Raw genomic sequence first — 15,663 nt, 5'->3', positions numbered from 1 at the left:
CTTCATCCGGGCTACGGAAAATCATGCTCACTATCCGCACCGGAATCTGCTTTTTTGAGCTAGCGCCGGGCGGCAGGTACCGCTAAGCCGATAGCCGATGCATTCGAAAACAGACAGCGTGCAGTCCTCGGCGGAGGCCCTGCGATACCCGTTCGAAGATCACCCCGGCCCGGACCAGGTCGTGGAAGTGATGCCGGGCGTGCTCTGGGCGCGGCTGAAACTGCCGTTCCGCCTCAACCATGTGAACATCTACCTGCTCGCCGACGGCGACGGCTGGACCATGATCGATTCCGGCTTCGGCAACGAGGAATCAATCGCAGCCTGGACCACGCTGTTCGAAGGCCCGCTCAAGGGCATGACCATCAAGCGCCTGATCGTGACCCATTCGCACCCGGATCATGTCGGGCTCGCCGGGTGGATCGTCGAGCGGTTCGGCTGCGCGCTGTACATGTCGCAGGTCGAATACCTGCAGTCGGTCTTTCACCAGAACCGCGGCACCGCCGAACGATTGACCGCGCAACGTCTGTTCTTCCGCCGTCATGGCATGGACGAGGACCTGACCGACAAGCTGCTCGGCCGCGGCCAGGATTATCTGAAGCGGGTCTCGGTGCTGCCGGCGTCCTATTGCCGGCTGACCCACGGCGACGAGGTCGTCATCGGCACGCGGCGCTTCAAGGTGATCACCGGCGGCGGACATGCGCTCGACCAGGTGATGCTGTATTGCGCCGCCGACAAGCTGTTCCTCTCCGCCGATCAGGTGTTGAGCAAGATCTCGCCCAACGTCAGTGTCTGGGCTGTCGAGCCCGAACAGAATTCGCTCGGCGAATATCTGGCGTCGCTGGCCAGCCTCACGACCACGCTGCCCTATGACGCGCTGGTGCTGCCCGGCCATGGCGTGCCCTTCTACGGCCTGAAGACGCGGATCAAGCAGCTCGCCGACCACCATGAGGAACGCTGCCGGCTGATCGCCGAGGCCTGCCGTGAGATTGAGAAAACCTCCAAGGAGCTGGTGCCGGTCGTATTCCACAAGCACGCGCTGGACGCGCACCAGATGGGATTCGCGGCCGGCGAGCTGATCGCGCACGTCAACTACATGCTGGTCGAGGGCCGACTGACGTCCGAGGCGATCGACGGCGTCCTGCGCTTCCGCACCACCTGACGCAGCGCGCCCGTTCGGCTGATCCGGATATTTACGGGCGTCGTGCGATTGCGCAACGATGCGAGCCCGGGAGCTATCGGCGCATATGCCGGCGACCGGGCTAGGTCGTTGATCCACATCAACATTTGATCCGCTCCCATGGACAATCTGTCCAATGTCTGGCGCATGCTCAAACGTGGGATAGCGGATAGACATTAGAGCTGGAAAAGCTCTAATGAGATTGGCCGCTCCGGCCGGGTTCCGCTTCAGGTTTTCCGATGGATTACAGCCAGTTTTTCAGCGCCGCCCTCAATCGCCTCCATGACGAGCGGCGCTATCGCGTATTCGCCGACCTCGAGCGGATCGCAGGCCGCTTCCCGCATGCGATCTGGCACTCGCCGAAGGGCCAGCGCAATGTCGTGATCTGGTGCTCCAACGACTATCTCGGCATGGGCCAGCATCCCAAGGTCGTCGGCGCGATGGTCGAGACCGCGACCCGTGTCGGCACGGGCGCCGGCGGCACTCGCAATATCGCCGGCAACCATCATCCCCTGGTGCAGCTCGAAGCGGAACTCGCCGACCTGCACGGCAAGGAAGCTGCGCTCCTGTTCACCTCGGGCTACGTCTCGAACCAGACGGGCATCTCGACGATCGCAAAGCTGATCCCGAACTGCCTGATCCTGTCGGATGCGCTGAACCACAATTCGATGATCGAAGGCATCCGTCAGGGCGGCTGCGAGCGGAAGATCTTCCGCCACAACGACCTTGCGCATCTGGAGGAGCTGCTGCGCGAGGCCGGTCCCGACCGGCCGAAGCTGATCGCCTGCGAAAGCCTCTATTCGATGGACGGCGACGTCGCCCCACTCGCGCAGACCTGCGATCTCGCCGAGCGCTATGGCGCCATGACCTATGTCGATGAGGTCCATGCGGTCGGCATGTACGGGCCGCGCGGCGGCGGCATCGCCGAGCGCGACGGCGTCATGCACCGTATCGACGTGCTCGAAGGCACGCTGGCGAAGGCGTTCGGCTGCCTCGGCGGCTATATCGCCGCCAAGGCCGAGATCATCGATGCCGTGCGCTCCTATGCACCGGGCTTCATCTTCACGACCGCGCTGCCGCCCGCGATCTGCTCGGCCGCGACCGCTGCGATCCGCCATCTCAAGACCTCGAGCTGGGAGCGCGAGCGCCACCAGGAGCGCGCCGCCCGCCTCAAGGCAATCCTGAACGCGGCCGGCCTGCCCGTGATGTCGAGCGACACCCATATCGTGCCGTTGTTCGTCGGCGACCCCGAAAAGTGCAAGCGCGCGACCGACATCCTGCTCGAGGAGCACGGCATCTATATCCAGCCGATCAACTATCCGACCGTCCCCAAGGGTACCGAGCGGCTGCGGATCACGCCATCGCCCTACCACGACGACGGCCTGATGGACGGCCTCGCCGAGGCCCTGCTGCAGGTCTGGGAACGGCTCGGGCTGCCGCTCCGCAAGCAGTCGCTGGCGGCGGAATAAGCCTTAAGCCGCGATGAAGCTGCGCCCCCTCTCCCGCTTGCGGGGGAAGGCCGGGGTGGGGGTGTTTCCACGAGTCATTGAGTGGAGAGAGCTCTCACCCGGCGCTACGCGCCGACCTCTCCCGCAACCGGGAGAGGTGAGGCCGCAACGGCGGCGCACGATGCGCCGGCCGCCTGATCCGGCTATAGTCTTCCGTCACGGCCCGCTCTGAGGCCGGGAAGGGAGATCAGCAGCGATGCTGCACGACTGGGGCGTCATCGCCGCCGCGTTCGGCTATATCGGGTTCCTGTTCTTTGTCGCCAGCCGCGGCGATCGCTCGCTGTCGGCGCAGCGCGGCCGCGCGGGCATGGTGATCTATCCGCTGTCGCTCGCGATCTACTGCACCTCCTGGACCTTCTTCGGCTCGGTCGGCTTTGCCACCCGCACCAGCGTCGACTTCCTCGCGATCTATGTCGGCCCGGTCCTGATGATCGGCTTGTGCACGCCGCTGCTGCGCCGCGTGATCGGGCTTGCCAAGTCGCAGAACATCACGTCGATCGCCGACTTCATCGCCGCGCGCTATGGCAAGAGCCAGGCGGTGGCCGGCACCGTGGCGCTGATCGCGATCATCGGCTCGGTGCCCTATATCGCGCTCCAGCTCAAGGCGATCGCCTCCTCGCTGGAAACGATCCTGACCGAGGACAGGGCATTTTCCTCGGTCCCGATCCTCGGCGACATTGCGCTGGTGGTGACGCTGGCGATGGCCGTATTCGCGGTGCTGTTCGGCACCCGGCAGGCTGATGCCACCGAGCATCAGCACGGCCTGATGCTGGCGATCGCGACCGAATCCATCGTCAAGCTGGTGGCGTTTCTCGCCGCCGGCATCTTCGTCACCTTCTGGATGTTCTCGCCGACCGAACTGATCGAGCGCGCGATGAAGACGCCGGAAGCGGTGCGCGCGATCGAATATGTGCCGTCGGTCGGCAATTTCCTGACCATGACGCTATTGTCGTTCTGCGCGATCATGCTCTTGCCGCGCCAGTTCCATGTCAGCGTGGTCGAGAATTCGAGCCAGGAGGAGGTCGGACGCGCGCGCTGGCTGTTCCCGCTCTATCTCGTCGCGATCAACCTGTTCGTGATCCCGATCGCGATCGCAGGGCTCGTGACCTTCCCGTTCGGCGCCGTCGACAGCGACATGTATGTGCTGGCGCTGCCGATGGAGGCCAATGCATCGCTGCTCAGCGTCGCCGTCTTCGTCGGCGGGCTGTCGGCGGGCACCGCGATGGTGATCGTGGAATGCGTGGCGCTGTCGATCATGGTCTCCAACGACATCGTGCTGCCGATGGTGCTGCAGCGAAGCCGCGAAGCGCTCGCCGGGCAGAAGGATTTCAGCGACTTCCTTCTGAGTGTGCGCCGCTTTGCGATCTTCGGCATCATGGTGATGGCCTATTTCTATTATCGCGCGCTCGGCAACACCCAGCTTGCAGCGATCGGGCTGCTGTCGTTCGCGGCGATCGCGCAGCTTGCGCCCGCGTTCTTCGGTGGGCTGTTGTGGCGGCAGGCGACCGCGCGCGGCGCCATCGCAGGAATGGTGGTCGGCGTCGCCGTGTGGATCTACACGCTGTTTCTACCAAGCTTCCTGGAGAGCAGCACCACGGGGCTGATGCTGCTGCAGCACGGTCCCTTCGGCATCGAGGCATTGCGGCCGCAGGCGCTGCTCGGCACCGACCTGCCGCCGCTGCTGCACGGGGTGCTGTGGAGCCTGTCGCTGAACATCTTCACCTACCTCATGTTCTCGCTGACGCGCGAGCCGACCTCGATCGAACGCCTGCAGGCCGACCTGTTCGTGCCCCACACGTTCACGCCGATCGCGCCGAGTTTCCGGCGCTGGCGCACCACGGTGACGGTGCAGGACATCCAGAGCACGGTGGCGCAATATCTCGGCCCCGAGCGCGCCGGCCTCGCCTTCGAGGCCTTTGCGGCCGAACGTGGCGGCAGGCCCGACGCCTCGGCGCCCGCCGGCCTCGAATTGCTCCAGCATGCCGAACGCCTGATCGCGTCCTCGATCGGCGCCGCCTCCTCCCGGCTCGTGATGTCGCTGCTGCTCCAAAAGCGCACGGTTTCTGCGAAGGCCGCGCTGAAGCTGCTCGACGATTCCCATGCGGCGTTGCATTTCAACCGCGAGATCCTGCAGACCGCGCTGAACCATGTGCGCCAGGGCATCGCAGTGTTCGACGCCAATCTGCAGCTGATCTGCTCGAACCGGCAATTCGCCGAGATCCTGGCGCTGCCGGCGCATCTGGTTCAACTCGGCATCCCCTTGCCGGAGATCCTGGAGTTCATGGGTGCGGTCAATCCATCAGGCTGGGGGGACGCCCAGATCATGCTGGAGAAGCGGCTCGCGGCCTACACCACCGAGGGCGAGCCTTACCTGGAACGGCTGCCCGACCGCCACATGGTGATCGAGGTCCGCACCAACCGGATGCCCGGCGGCGGCTTCGTCATCACCTTCTCCGACGTGACGCCGAGTTTCGAGGCGGCCGAGGCGCTGGAGCGCGCCAATGCGACGCTCGAGAAGCGCGTGCGCGACCGCACCGAGGAGCTCACCCGCCTCAATTCCGAATTGGCGCTGGCCAAGAGCGCTGCCGAGGATGCCAACATTTCCAAGACGCGATTTCTCGCCGCCGCCAGCCACGACATCCTGCAGCCGCTGAACGCGGCCCGGCTTTACGTCACGAGCCTGGTGGAGCGCCAGCAGGGCGGAGAAGATTCCCGCCTGGTCGAGAACATCGACGACTCCCTGGAAGCGATCGAGGAGATTCTCGGTGCGCTATTGGACATTTCGCGGCTCGATGCCGGCGCCATGACGCCGGCGATCAGCCGCTTCAAGATCGGCGATCTCATGCGCTCGCTCGAAATCGAGTTTGCGCCGATCGCGCGCGCCAAGGGACTGGAGCTGGCCTTCGTGCCCTGTTCGCTGGCGGTCGAGTCCGACCGCTCGCTGCTCAGGCGGCTGCTGCAGAACTTCATTTCCAACGCGATCAAATATACGCCGCGCGGGCGGGTGCTGGTGGGCTGCCGCCGGCGCGGGAAGGCGCTCACGATCTGCGTCTACGACACCGGCGTCGGCATTCCCGTGATCAAGCGCCGCGAGATCTTCAAGGAGTTCCACCGCCTCGAACAGGGCGCTCGGATCGCGCGCGGCCTGGGCCTGGGGCTGTCGATCGTCGAGCGGCTGGCGCGCGTGCTCAACCATGGCATTGCGCTCGATGCCAATGTCGGCGGCGGTTCGGTGTTCTCCGTGAGCGTGCCGGTTGCGCAGGCCATCAACCATACCGGTCCCGTGACCACCGCAACCCCGCTCGCCAAGACCCCGATCGGCGGCGCGCTGATCGTATGCATCGAGAACGACCCGGCGATCCTCGATGGCATGAAGACGCTTTTGACTGCCTGGGACGCCGAGGTGATCGCGGTCGCCGATCCCGAAAGCGCGATCGGCGCGATCGAGGCGGCGGGCCGGCCCGTCACCGGCCTCCTCGTTGACTACCATCTCGACCGCGGCAACGGCGTCGCCGCGATCCGCGACATCCGCCGCCGCTTCGGCGAGAGGCTGCCTGCGATCCTCATCACCGCCGACCGCAGCCCCAACGTCCGCGCCGCCGCGCGCGAGGAAAACATCGCAGTGCTCAACAAGCCGGTAAAGCCCGCCTCGCTGCGCGCCCTGCTCGGGCAATGGCGCAGCCAGCAAATGGTAGCGGCGGAATAGATTGCGCCAACCGACGCTTAGGGTGGGCAAAGGAGCGCATCGACGTGCCCACCGTCAAGCATCCCGCTCGTAGTGGTGGGCACGCTTCCGCCTTCGCTCGTTGAGCTACGGCGGACAAGTCGCTTTGCCCACCCGGCAATTCACATGCGGCCGATCACCCCTGCGGTGTGCCCTGGCGCCATTGGCCGCCGGCGATCTTTGCGGCGGCGATCACGGCCTGGGTGCGGCTTTCGACGCCGAGCTTTTGCAGGATCGCGGATACGTGCGCCTTGATGGTGGCCTCGGAGACGCCGAGCTCGTAGGCGATCTGTTTGTTGAGCAACCCTTCCGACAGCATCATCAGGACACGCACCTGCTGCGGCGTCAGCGTCACCAGCCGGTCACGCAGCCGCGCCATCTCGGGATCGCCGGCCGACGACAGGTCGGTGTCGGCGGGAACCCAGACGTCGCCGTCCATCACCTTCATGATGGCATCGCGGAGCGTGTCGACGCCGAAGCGCTTCGGGATGAAACCGGACGCGCCGAAGTCGAGCGAGCGGCGGATCGTGGTGGCATCGTCGCTCGCTGACACGATCACCACCGGAATCGCCGGATACTGCGCGCGCAGATAGATCAGGCCGGAGAAGCCGCTGATGCCCGGCATCGTGAGGTCGAGCAGGATCAGGTCGACGTCGGCATCCTTCTCGAGCAAGGCGGTGAGCTCGTCGAACGAACCGGCCTCGGTAATGACGGCCGAGCTGACGACGCTCGCGACTGCCTGCCGCAGCGCATCGCGGAACAGCGGATGGTCATCGGCGATGACAAGATGGGTCTGGACAGCAGCGGTCATCGGTATCTCGCGAGCGGGTCGCCGCTCCCTTTTTTTATCCTTTGTCCTCCGAGCGAGGGCTGCGTGCAAGCCGTAATTCTACCGTGTCTCGAAGCAGTTAATGCGGCCGCTTGTGCATCGCAGCACGCGCGCCTGAATCCGGATCGGGACCGCACAACCGGCAGATCCCTCACCGCACGGAAGGTCGTGAAAAGGGCCGAAAGTCTTATTGGGGCGGCTTTTGCCCCGATGTTACCCTCCTGCCAAGCCCGTAGCTCATCCGGCCGAACTCGGCAGGCGAGTTCAGCAGCAAGAATTTGGGGGGAATGATCCAGATGTCCACAATGACTGCAACTTCGGCGCGCCGCGGCGGCATGACGAAGGACGAACGCTTCGTCATCCTTGCCTCTTCGCTTGGTACCGTCTTCGAATGGTACGATTTCTACCTGTACGGATCGCTGGCCAGCATCATCGGCGCGCAGTTCTTCTCCGCCTACCCGCCGGCCACCCGCGACATCTTCGCCCTGCTCGCCTTCGCCGCCGGCTTCCTGGTGCGTCCGTTCGGCGCCATCGTGTTCGGCCGCGTCGGTGACATCGTCGGGCGCAAATATACGTTCCTTGTGACCATCCTGATCATGGGCCTGTCGACCTTCATCGTCGGCCTGCTGCCCAACGCCGCCACCATCGGCATCGCCGCGCCGATCATCCTGATCGCGTTGCGCCTGCTGCAGGGCCTTGCGCTCGGCGGCGAATATGGCGGTGCAGCAACCTATGTCGCCGAGCACTCCCCGCAGGGCAAGCGCGGCTACTACACCTCCTTTATCCAGACCACCGCCACTCTCGGCCTGTTCCTGTCACTGCTGGTGATCCTGTTCACCCGCACAATGACGGGCGAACAGGCCTTTGCCGAATGGGGCTGGCGCATTCCGTTCCTGGTCTCGGTGTTCCTGCTCGGCATCTCCGTCTGGATCCGGCTGCGATTGAACGAATCGCCGGTGTTCCAGCGCATGAAAGATGAGGGCAAGAGCTCCAAGGCGCCGCTGACGGAAGCCTTCGCCAACTGGTCCAACGCCAAGATCGTGCTGCTCGCATTGTTCGGCGCCGTGATGGGACAGGGCGTGGTCTGGTACACGGGCCAGTTCTACGCGCTGTTCTTCCTGCAATCGATCCTGAAGGTCGACGGCTACACGTCGAACCTTCTGATCGCCTGGTCGCTCCTGCTCGGCACCGGTTTCTTCGTCGTGTTCGGCGCGCTGTCCGACCGGATCGGCCGCAAGCCGATCATCCTCGCCGGCTGCGCGATCGCGGCGCTGACCTTCATCCCGATCTTCAAGATGATCACCACCAACGCCAACCCGGCGCTGGAAAAGGCGATCGAATCCGCCAAGGTCGAGGTGGTGGCCGATCCCAAGGGCTGCGGCGACCTGTTCAACCCGGTCGGCACCCGCGTGTTCACCGCGCCTTGCGACACCGCACGCGCCTACCTCGCCCAGTCGTCGGTCAAGTACTCGACCACCTACGGCGCGGCCGGATCTGGCGTGAAGGTCCTCGTCAACGGCAAGGAAGTGCCTTACACCGACGCCAAGACGTCCAACCCGGCAGTGCTGGCGGCGATCCAGGCGGCGGGCTATCCGAAGGCGGGTGACACCGGCATCGTGAAGATGTCGCATCCCTTCGACATCTTCCGTCCGCAGGTCGCGGCCGTGATCGGATTGTTGTTCATCCTGGTGATCTTCGTCACCATGGTCTACGGCCCGATCGCCGCGATGCTGGTCGAACTGTTCCCGACCCGCATCCGCTACACCTCGATGTCGCTGCCCTACCACATCGGCAACGGCTGGTTCGGCGGCCTGCTGCCCGCGACCGCGTTCGCGATCGTGGCCTCCACCGGCGACATCTATGCCGGCCTCTGGTACCCGATCATCTTCGCGGCGATCACCGCTGTGGTCGGCTTCCTGTTCCTGCCGGAGACCAAGGACGTCGATATCAGCAAGACCTGAGACAAAGCGCGCTTCCGGCGCTTGCTCGATCGGCCGCGGAGCAATCCGCGGCCGATTTGTTCGAGCTGACTCATCTCCAAGTTTCGTAGCCCGGGTGGAGCGCAGCGTAACCCGGGACACCTGTCGACATCTACCAGCGGTCCCGGGTTACGCTGGCGCTCCACCCGGGCTACGGAGCTTCCCGTGAGGAGAGACGGTCTGCGTCATTTCGTACGGCCAATGAACTGCAGCACGACCTCGCGCTGATGCGGCCGGGCGCGATGCTCGATCAGGTAGATCGCCTGCCAGGTGCCGAGCGCGAGTTCGCCGTCGAGCACCGGAATCTGAAGCGAGGTCGACGTCAGCATGGTCTTGATATGCGCGGGCATGTCGTCAGGACCTTCGGTATCATGGCGCCATCCGCCATCCTCGGGCGCCAGGCGACACAGCACGGAGAGGAGATCCTCGAGCACGGTCGGATCGGCATTCTCCTGGATGGTCAGCGACGCCGAGGTGTGGCGGATGAACAGCGTCACTTGCCCCTCGGCCCCGCGCGCCTCGCGCAGGAATTTTGCGACCTCTGAGGTGAGGTTGGTGAAGCCAACGCCCGGCGTATGAACGGTCAATAGCGACGACACGAGGGTGGTGGCACTGACGGTCGATGGAGCGCTGCGTGTGAGTGATCGGGTCGAGATCATGAGCGAAGCTATCGTAGGATGGGTAGAGCGAAGCGAAGCCCATCAAGGCTGCACGGGATCGATGGGTTTCGCTTCGCTCTACCCATCCTACGGAATCATCAAATCTTGCCCGACGTGTCGCGCTGCATGCGGTTGGCCATCTCGACCAGGCGGCGCCAGGCGCGTTCGAGGAACGACATCATGCGGTCCATGTCCTGATCGCTCGGCAACGGAATTTCGACCTTGCGTCCACCCTCGGCGACCTTCGGCTCGCCCTGCTTCAGCGAATCCGATTTCGGCAGTGCCTCGTCGGTCTTGCCGGTGACGGGCGAATCGCGCTGCGCGAGCTCGGCCTTGAGCTTTTCATTCTCGACCTGCAGCCGGCCGATTTCCGCGTCCAGCGCGGCGCGCTCGTCGGGTATGGCATAGCAGGCCCAGCCCGCACCCGAATTGTTGTTGCAGGTCGAGACCGTGCCGGTCCGCGTGTCGAGCCGCAGCACGCCGTCGGCGGTGGTCGACAGCGCGTAACGACCGTTCTCGGTATCCGGCCGGGATTGGGCAAAGGCCGCGCCGCTCAGGCTCAAGCTCAACGCCACACCTGCCAGGGCCGTGGAGACTTTCGATGACGACGTCGCGTGGCGCATCGGCTTGCTCCCGTCTCAGCAAACGTTGGCGTAACCCTATGTATCGGACGTATAGGGCGGCCTGCCCGACTTCAATGCATCAGCCAACAAATCGAGCCGGTCCTGGCCCCAAAACACCTCGCCATCGAGCACATAGGCCGGTGAGCCGAACACGTCGGCCGTTATCGCGTCCTGGCGGTTCTGCTCATAGGCCGCGGTGATCGCCTCCGAGGCGGAACGTTCCACCAGCTTGTTGCCGGGCAGGCCCGATTCGTCGGCGAGCCGCGCCAGGGTCAAGGGATCGGCGAGATTGAATTGATCCTCCCAGACCGCGACAAAACCGCGCCTCAGGAACGCATCGGGATCGAGTCCCGCCTCGATCGCGGCGATGACCACGCCATCGGCAAGGCGGGCATTGAAGGGCCAGTGCGCGGGCCTCAGATGAAACTGCAATCCGCGCCGATCGCGCCAGCGCTGCAGTTCCACCATCCGATAACGTTGCCGCACCGGGTGACGCTTCAGAAGCGGCAATCCGCCGGTCTCCGAGAACAGGTCGACCAGCACCACCGGTTTGTAGTTCACCTTGAGATCAAAGCTGCTGACGAGATCGCGGAACGGCCGGTCGCCGATGTAGGCCCAGGGAGATTGAAACGAGAAGTAGTAATCGACCTGGCGCGACATGGCGGCTCCGAGCGGATTGGTGCGACGAGGCGTCCATCCCAACAGAGCGTCCTGACCGGTGCAAGACCGCCGCGGCCTGAATGCCAGCTGTTGCGTTGCGATGACAGGTCGCAGACATCTGGAATAACTCCAGAGAAGTGTAATCGAATCAATGCGCTAACTGGTTGTTACGCAATCTTGACTTGATCGGACACGGTAAGTATGGTCCGCGCGGCTTTTGAGGGTGGCGGCGCAATTTCCATCAACCGCAGCATCGTTTAGTGTCTGCCACATGGCGGAAAACAAAAACGACAACGCAAGTGGGAATCGCGACCAGTCGTCGTCCGACGAAGCTGCGCTTTCCGCAAGGCTCGGAAGTCTGGATCATCGGTTGTCCGAAATTCGCGACAGCCGCAAAATCAGGACTGATCAATCCGGAACTGAAAGCGGAGACGGTGCCGCCAGAGCTTCGGCAATGGCGCTCGGCTTCCGCCTTTCCTCGGAGTTGGTCGCGGGCGTTGTCGTCGGGGCGGCGATTGGCTGGGGATTCGACCGTCTACTGTCGACATCGCCGTTCGGTCTCATCGTGTTCCTGCTGCTCGGCTTCACGGCCGGCGTGGTCAACGTGGTGAGGTCTGCAGGCGTGGCCTCAGGCAAGCGTTAAGTTCTGGCGGAAGTCACGACATCTGTAATTCGATTGCCGGCGGATAAGCCGGGGGACCAAGAGCCGCGCGGATGAAAATCGATCCGATCCACCAGTTCAACATCGAACCCCTCTTCACGATCGGCCATATCGGCGATCACACGATCGCCTTCACCAATTCGACGCTCTACATGCTCGTGGCAGTGGCGTTGATCTCGGTGTTGATGCTCGCGAGCGGCCGACAACTGGTTCCCGGGCGCCTGCAGTCGGTGGCCGAAATCTCCTACGAGTTCGTCGCCAGCACCATCCGCAGCACCGCCGGCGCGGAAGGCATGAAGTTCTTCCCGCTGATCTTCTCGCTGTTCATGTTCATCTGCGTCTCGAACCTCGTGGGCATCATCCCCTACACGTTCACGATTTCGAGCCACCTCATCGTCACCGCAGCGCTCGCGCTGCTCGTGTTCTTCACCGTCCTGATCTATGGCGTCTACAAGAACGGGCTGAAGTTCTTCAAGATTTTCGTGCCGTCCGGCGTTCCGATCTACATCCTGCCGCTGGTGATGTTCATCGAGATCCTGTCGTTCTTCCTGCGGCCGGTCTCGCACAGCGTGCGTCTGTTCGCCAACATGCTGGCCGGCCATATCGCGCTGAAGGTGTTCGCGGGTTTCGTCGCGATGCTCGGCGTCTCGCTGGGCGCCGTCGGCTGGCTCGGCGGCGTGATGCCGCTGGCCCTCACGGTCGCGTTGACCGCCCTCGAACTGCTGGTCGCGTTCCTGCAGGCCTATGTGTTTGCGATCCTGACCTGCATCTACCTCAACGACGCCATTCATCCGGGACACTGAGCGGTCCGGGGAATTTTCCACCCACATCTGTCTTTCTCTCCAAGGAGCAAACTATGGAACCGGCAGCAGCTAAACTTATCGGCGCGGGCATCGCGTGCATCGGCATGGGCGGTGCGGGCGTCGGCGTCGGCGTTATCTTCGGCAACTACCTTGCCGCCGCCGTGCGCAATCCGTCCGCCGCGCAGGGCCAGTTCGGCAACCTGATCTTCGGCTTCGCCGTGACCGAAGCGCTCGGCATCTTCTCGCTGCTGATCGCGCTGCTCTTGCTGTTCGTTCCGCTCTGAGCGGCACACTCTTGCGCCGCCTGCGGGCGGCGTCCGTGACAGCTACAGGAGAACACCATGGCTGAGAGTCATGGCGAAGCATCAGGCCAGAAGGCCGGCGCCCACACCGAAGCCGATGGCGGCCACGGCGGAGCTTTCCCTCCGTTCGATTCGTCCACCTACGCCTCGCAACTGGTGTCGCTGGCTGTCGCCTTTGTCGCGCTCTACATCATCGTGTCGCGCTTCGCGCTGCCGCGTGTCGGCGGCGTGATCGAAGCACGCCAGAACATGATCGAGGGCGATTTGGCGGACGCGCAAAAGCTGAAGGACGAGTCCGCCGCTGCGCTGAAGGCCTATGAGAACGACCTGGCGGCCGCGCGCTCCCGCGCTCAGGCCATCAGCAACGAGACCCGCGAGAAGCTGAGCGCGGCCTCTGAAGCCGAACGCAAGGTGCTGGAGGACAAGCTTACGGCCAAGCTCCACGACGCCGAGAAAACCATCGCGGCGACGCGGTCGGCGGCGATGAGCAATGTCCGCGGCATTGCGGCAGATGCGGCGACTGCGATCGTGCAGCGGCTGACCGGCGTGGCGCCGGACGGCGCTGCCGTGACCAGCGCCGTCGACGCCTCGCTGAAGGGACAAGCCTGATGTTCACCGAACCGGAAACCTGGGTTGCGATCGCTTTCGTCATCCTGATGGTGGTGTTTGCCTATCTCGGCATCCATCGCACGGTGCTGAAGGCGCTGGACAACCGCAGCGAACGCATCAAGGCCGAACTCGACGACGCTCGCCGTCTGAAGGAAGAGGCCGCAAAGCTGCTCGCCGAATACAAGGCCAAGCGCACGACCGCCGAGCGCGAGGCGGAGGAAATCGTCGCGAGCGCCAAGGCCGATGCCGAACGCATCGCGACTGAGGCCAAGGCGAAGATGGAAGATTTTGTCGCCCGGCGAACCAAGACCGCCGAGAACAAGATCGCGCTCGCCGAAGCCCAGGCTTTGGCGGATGTCCGTGCGGCCGCGGCGGATGCCGCCGTAACGGCGGCGTCCACCGTCCTGTCGCAGTCGGTCAAGGGCTCCGTCGCCGACGACCTTCTGGCCAAGGGAATCGCCGAGGTTCGTTCCAAGCTGAACTGAGCGGCTTCAACGCAAAAACAAAAAGCCGGCGCGAGATGATCGCGCCGGCTTTTTTGTCTTTCGTTTCTCGTCATCGCCCGCGAAGGCGGGCGCTCCAGTAACCACTGAGCCCTGCGATTGAGCCGAGAGGCCGCCGCTTACTGGATACCCCGCCTTCGCGGGGTATAACGGGCTCCGCGCGCGGGCCGCGCAGCCCTCCGCTACTTCTTCCTCACGGCCTTCGGCTTTGGCTCGGGCTTCAGGGCCTGCGGGTCAAAGCCGATGTAGAAGACGTAGTTCTCGGCAACGTCGGCCGAGGGCGCCGGAAAGATCAGATCCTCGGCCACCAGCGTAAAGGGTTCGCTGCCGGATTCGCCCATCGTGACCGTGGTCTGATAGGCCTTGGTCGCAATCGTCTTTTCCGAGACGCCGCCTTGCACAACGGCGACGCGCAGCGGCACCTGGACGGTCGGTGGTGCGCCGGCGGGACCGACGATGATCCGGCCCTGGATGCCGATTCGCGCCGTGATATCGTTGCCGTTGAGCGCGCATTCGCGGGCAGTGCGGGTGATCGTCGCCTGGAACCGCAGGTCGCTGCCGACCGGCTCCTTGCCAGGCGCCCCTACCGCGTAAGTCGAGGCCCCGGACCGGATCGCCACCGGCGGACAGAGGACGTCCGATTGGCTGCTCTGGCCCTCTGCGGGCGGCGCCGCTGGCTTTTCAGCCGGCTCCTCGGACTTGCTGCCGCCGAACAGGCTCTTGAAGCGATCGGTCAATGACTGTGCCGCCGCCGGCGCGGCCACAGCGCCGCAACCGAGCGCGGCCACCACCACAGAGGCGGTCGCGGCCCTGATCACACGATGTCTTGCCATGCGAATCCCTGCCATCCCATTTCCCGGGCGGCGTTATAGCAGCGCAATGGCGGCGAACCCAAGGCGCCAAGGCCCGGGTACGAGAGCGTTTTTGAGCGAAGCGGATGCGGTTCGTCTGAAGAAACCACGTCAAAACAGGCATCCGGAGCCTCGGTTCTAGTTCAATCGGAACCGAATGCCCTACCCCCGGAAATCCTCATGCAACAGGCCAAACAGCAGGTGATCCTGCCAGATGCCATTGATGCACAGATAGCGCCGCGCCAGGCCCTCGCGGGTGAATCCGCATTTCTCCAGGACGCGAATCGAGGGCGCGTTGGAGGGGATGCAGGCGGCCTCGATACGGTGCAGATTGAGCTCGCCGAACAGCGAGGGCAGCAGCACCCGTAGCGCCGTGGTCATGTAGCCCCGATGTGCATAGGGCTCGCCGACCCAATAGCCGATGGTGCCGGCCTGCACGATGCCACGGCGGACATTGGCAAGCGTGATGCCACCAATCATCACGCCGTCCACCTCGCGGAAGATGATGAAGGGGTAGGAGCGGTCGGTGGCGATGTCCTCGGCGTAACGGCGGAGGCGGCGGCGGAAGCCGGCCCGGGTCAAATCATCGGACGGCCAGATCGGCTCCCAAGGCGTGAGATAGGCGCGGCTCAATTCGCGCAATTGCGCCCACTGCGGAAAGTCGGCCATTTGCGGTGCGCGTAGCAGCAGGCCGTGACCGCGCGGCATCAGTGCAGCCGGTCCGCTGGATGGCAAACGAAACAGGGCCATGCCCTTGAACTCCCCGCCCGCTATC

At 64.3% G+C, this 15,663-nt stretch carries 15 protein-coding genes; 9 read left to right on the top strand and 6 right to left on the bottom strand.

Annotated elements, in window-relative coordinates:
- The first annotated feature begins 97 nt into the window (after positions 1-97).
- The 3 genes from K288_RS0121630 (at position 98) to K288_RS0121620 (ending at position 6,391) form a co-directional block, all read left to right on the top strand.
- Positions 98-1,159: an MBL fold metallo-hydrolase gene (locus K288_RS0121630; protein WP_027581452.1), complete on the top strand. Its 1,062-nt coding sequence runs from the start codon at positions 98-100 to the stop codon at positions 1,157-1,159.
- 257 nt (positions 1,160-1,416) lie between these two features.
- A complete protein-coding gene (hemA, locus tag K288_RS0121625; protein ID WP_027581451.1) occupies positions 1,417-2,646 on the top strand; it encodes a 5-aminolevulinate synthase in 1,230 nt (409 codons plus the stop codon).
- Between the two features lie 235 nt (positions 2,647-2,881).
- Entirely contained in the window at positions 2,882-6,391 is a 3,510-nt protein-coding gene (locus tag K288_RS0121620) for a PAS domain-containing hybrid sensor histidine kinase/response regulator (RefSeq protein ID WP_027581450.1), read from the top strand.
- Between the two features lie 154 nt (positions 6,392-6,545).
- Here K288_RS0121620 and K288_RS0121615 read toward each other — a convergent pair whose 3' ends face one another.
- Positions 6,546-7,220 carry a response regulator transcription factor gene (locus tag K288_RS0121615; protein WP_027581449.1) on the bottom strand — a complete coding sequence of 225 codons (675 nt, stop codon included), beginning with the start codon at positions 7,218-7,220 and terminating at the stop codon, positions 6,546-6,548.
- Between the two features lie 314 nt (positions 7,221-7,534).
- Here K288_RS0121615 and K288_RS0121610 point away from each other — a divergent pair, with 314 nt between their 5' ends.
- Positions 7,535-9,199, top strand: coding sequence for an MFS transporter (locus K288_RS0121610; protein WP_043160379.1), 1,665 nt, complete (start codon positions 7,535-7,537; stop codon positions 9,197-9,199).
- A 203-nt stretch (positions 9,200-9,402) separates the two neighbouring features.
- Here K288_RS0121610 and K288_RS0121605 read toward each other — a convergent pair whose 3' ends face one another.
- The 3 genes from K288_RS0121605 to K288_RS0121595 all read right to left on the bottom strand — a co-directional run bounded on the left by K288_RS0121605 (position 9,403) and on the right by K288_RS0121595 (position 11,159).
- A complete protein-coding gene (locus K288_RS0121605) occupies positions 9,403-9,876 on the bottom strand; it encodes a secondary thiamine-phosphate synthase enzyme YjbQ (protein ID WP_027581447.1) in 474 nt (157 codons plus the stop codon).
- A 98-nt stretch (positions 9,877-9,974) separates the two neighbouring features.
- On the bottom strand, positions 9,975-10,499 hold the full coding sequence (locus tag K288_RS0121600; RefSeq protein ID WP_027581446.1) for a hypothetical protein: 525 nt from the start codon (positions 10,497-10,499) through the stop codon (positions 9,975-9,977).
- 36 nt (positions 10,500-10,535) lie between these two features.
- The gene (locus tag K288_RS0121595) at positions 10,536-11,159 is read right to left on the bottom strand and encodes a 2-hydroxychromene-2-carboxylate isomerase (RefSeq protein ID WP_027581445.1); all 624 of its coding nucleotides are present in this window, start codon (positions 11,157-11,159) and stop codon (positions 10,536-10,538) included.
- Between the two features lie 271 nt (positions 11,160-11,430).
- On the opposite strand from K288_RS0121595, the gene K288_RS0121590 reads away from it, so the two are divergent.
- The 5 genes from K288_RS0121590 (at position 11,431) to K288_RS0121570 (ending at position 14,019) form a co-directional block, all read left to right on the top strand.
- A complete protein-coding gene (locus tag K288_RS0121590) occupies positions 11,431-11,802 on the top strand; it encodes an AtpZ/AtpI family protein (protein ID WP_027581444.1) in 372 nt (123 codons plus the stop codon).
- 71 nt (positions 11,803-11,873) lie between these two features.
- A complete protein-coding gene (locus tag K288_RS0121585) occupies positions 11,874-12,623 on the top strand; it encodes a F0F1 ATP synthase subunit A (RefSeq protein WP_027581443.1) in 750 nt (249 codons plus the stop codon).
- 53 nt (positions 12,624-12,676) lie between these two features.
- Entirely contained in the window at positions 12,677-12,907 is a 231-nt protein-coding gene (locus K288_RS0121580) for a F0F1 ATP synthase subunit C (RefSeq protein ID WP_027537362.1), read from the top strand.
- 57 nt (positions 12,908-12,964) lie between these two features.
- Entirely contained in the window at positions 12,965-13,534 is a 570-nt protein-coding gene (locus tag K288_RS0121575; protein WP_027581442.1) for an ATP synthase subunit B, read from the top strand.
- Complete coding sequence (locus K288_RS0121570; protein WP_027581441.1) at positions 13,534-14,019, top strand: ATP F0F1 synthase subunit B; 486 nt, start codon at positions 13,534-13,536, stop codon at positions 14,017-14,019. Before K288_RS0121575 ends, K288_RS0121570 begins: the two co-directional genes overlap by 1 nt.
- A gap of 200 nt (positions 14,020-14,219) precedes the next feature.
- Here K288_RS0121570 and K288_RS0121565 read toward each other — a convergent pair whose 3' ends face one another.
- Positions 14,220-14,870: a hypothetical protein gene (locus tag K288_RS0121565; protein WP_152535612.1), complete on the bottom strand. Its 651-nt coding sequence runs from the start codon at positions 14,868-14,870 to the stop codon at positions 14,220-14,222.
- A gap of 180 nt (positions 14,871-15,050) precedes the next feature.
- Complete coding sequence (locus K288_RS0121560) at positions 15,051-15,638, bottom strand: GNAT family protein (RefSeq protein ID WP_027581439.1); 588 nt, start codon at positions 15,636-15,638, stop codon at positions 15,051-15,053.
- Between the last annotated feature and the right edge of the window lie 25 nt (positions 15,639-15,663).

The organism is Bradyrhizobium sp. Ai1a-2, assembly GCF_000426245.1.
Lineage (GTDB): Bacteria > Pseudomonadota > Alphaproteobacteria > Rhizobiales > Xanthobacteraceae > Bradyrhizobium.
The sequence above is the reverse complement of the archived record's forward strand: the minus strand, read 5'-3'. Positions and strand labels throughout refer to the sequence as shown.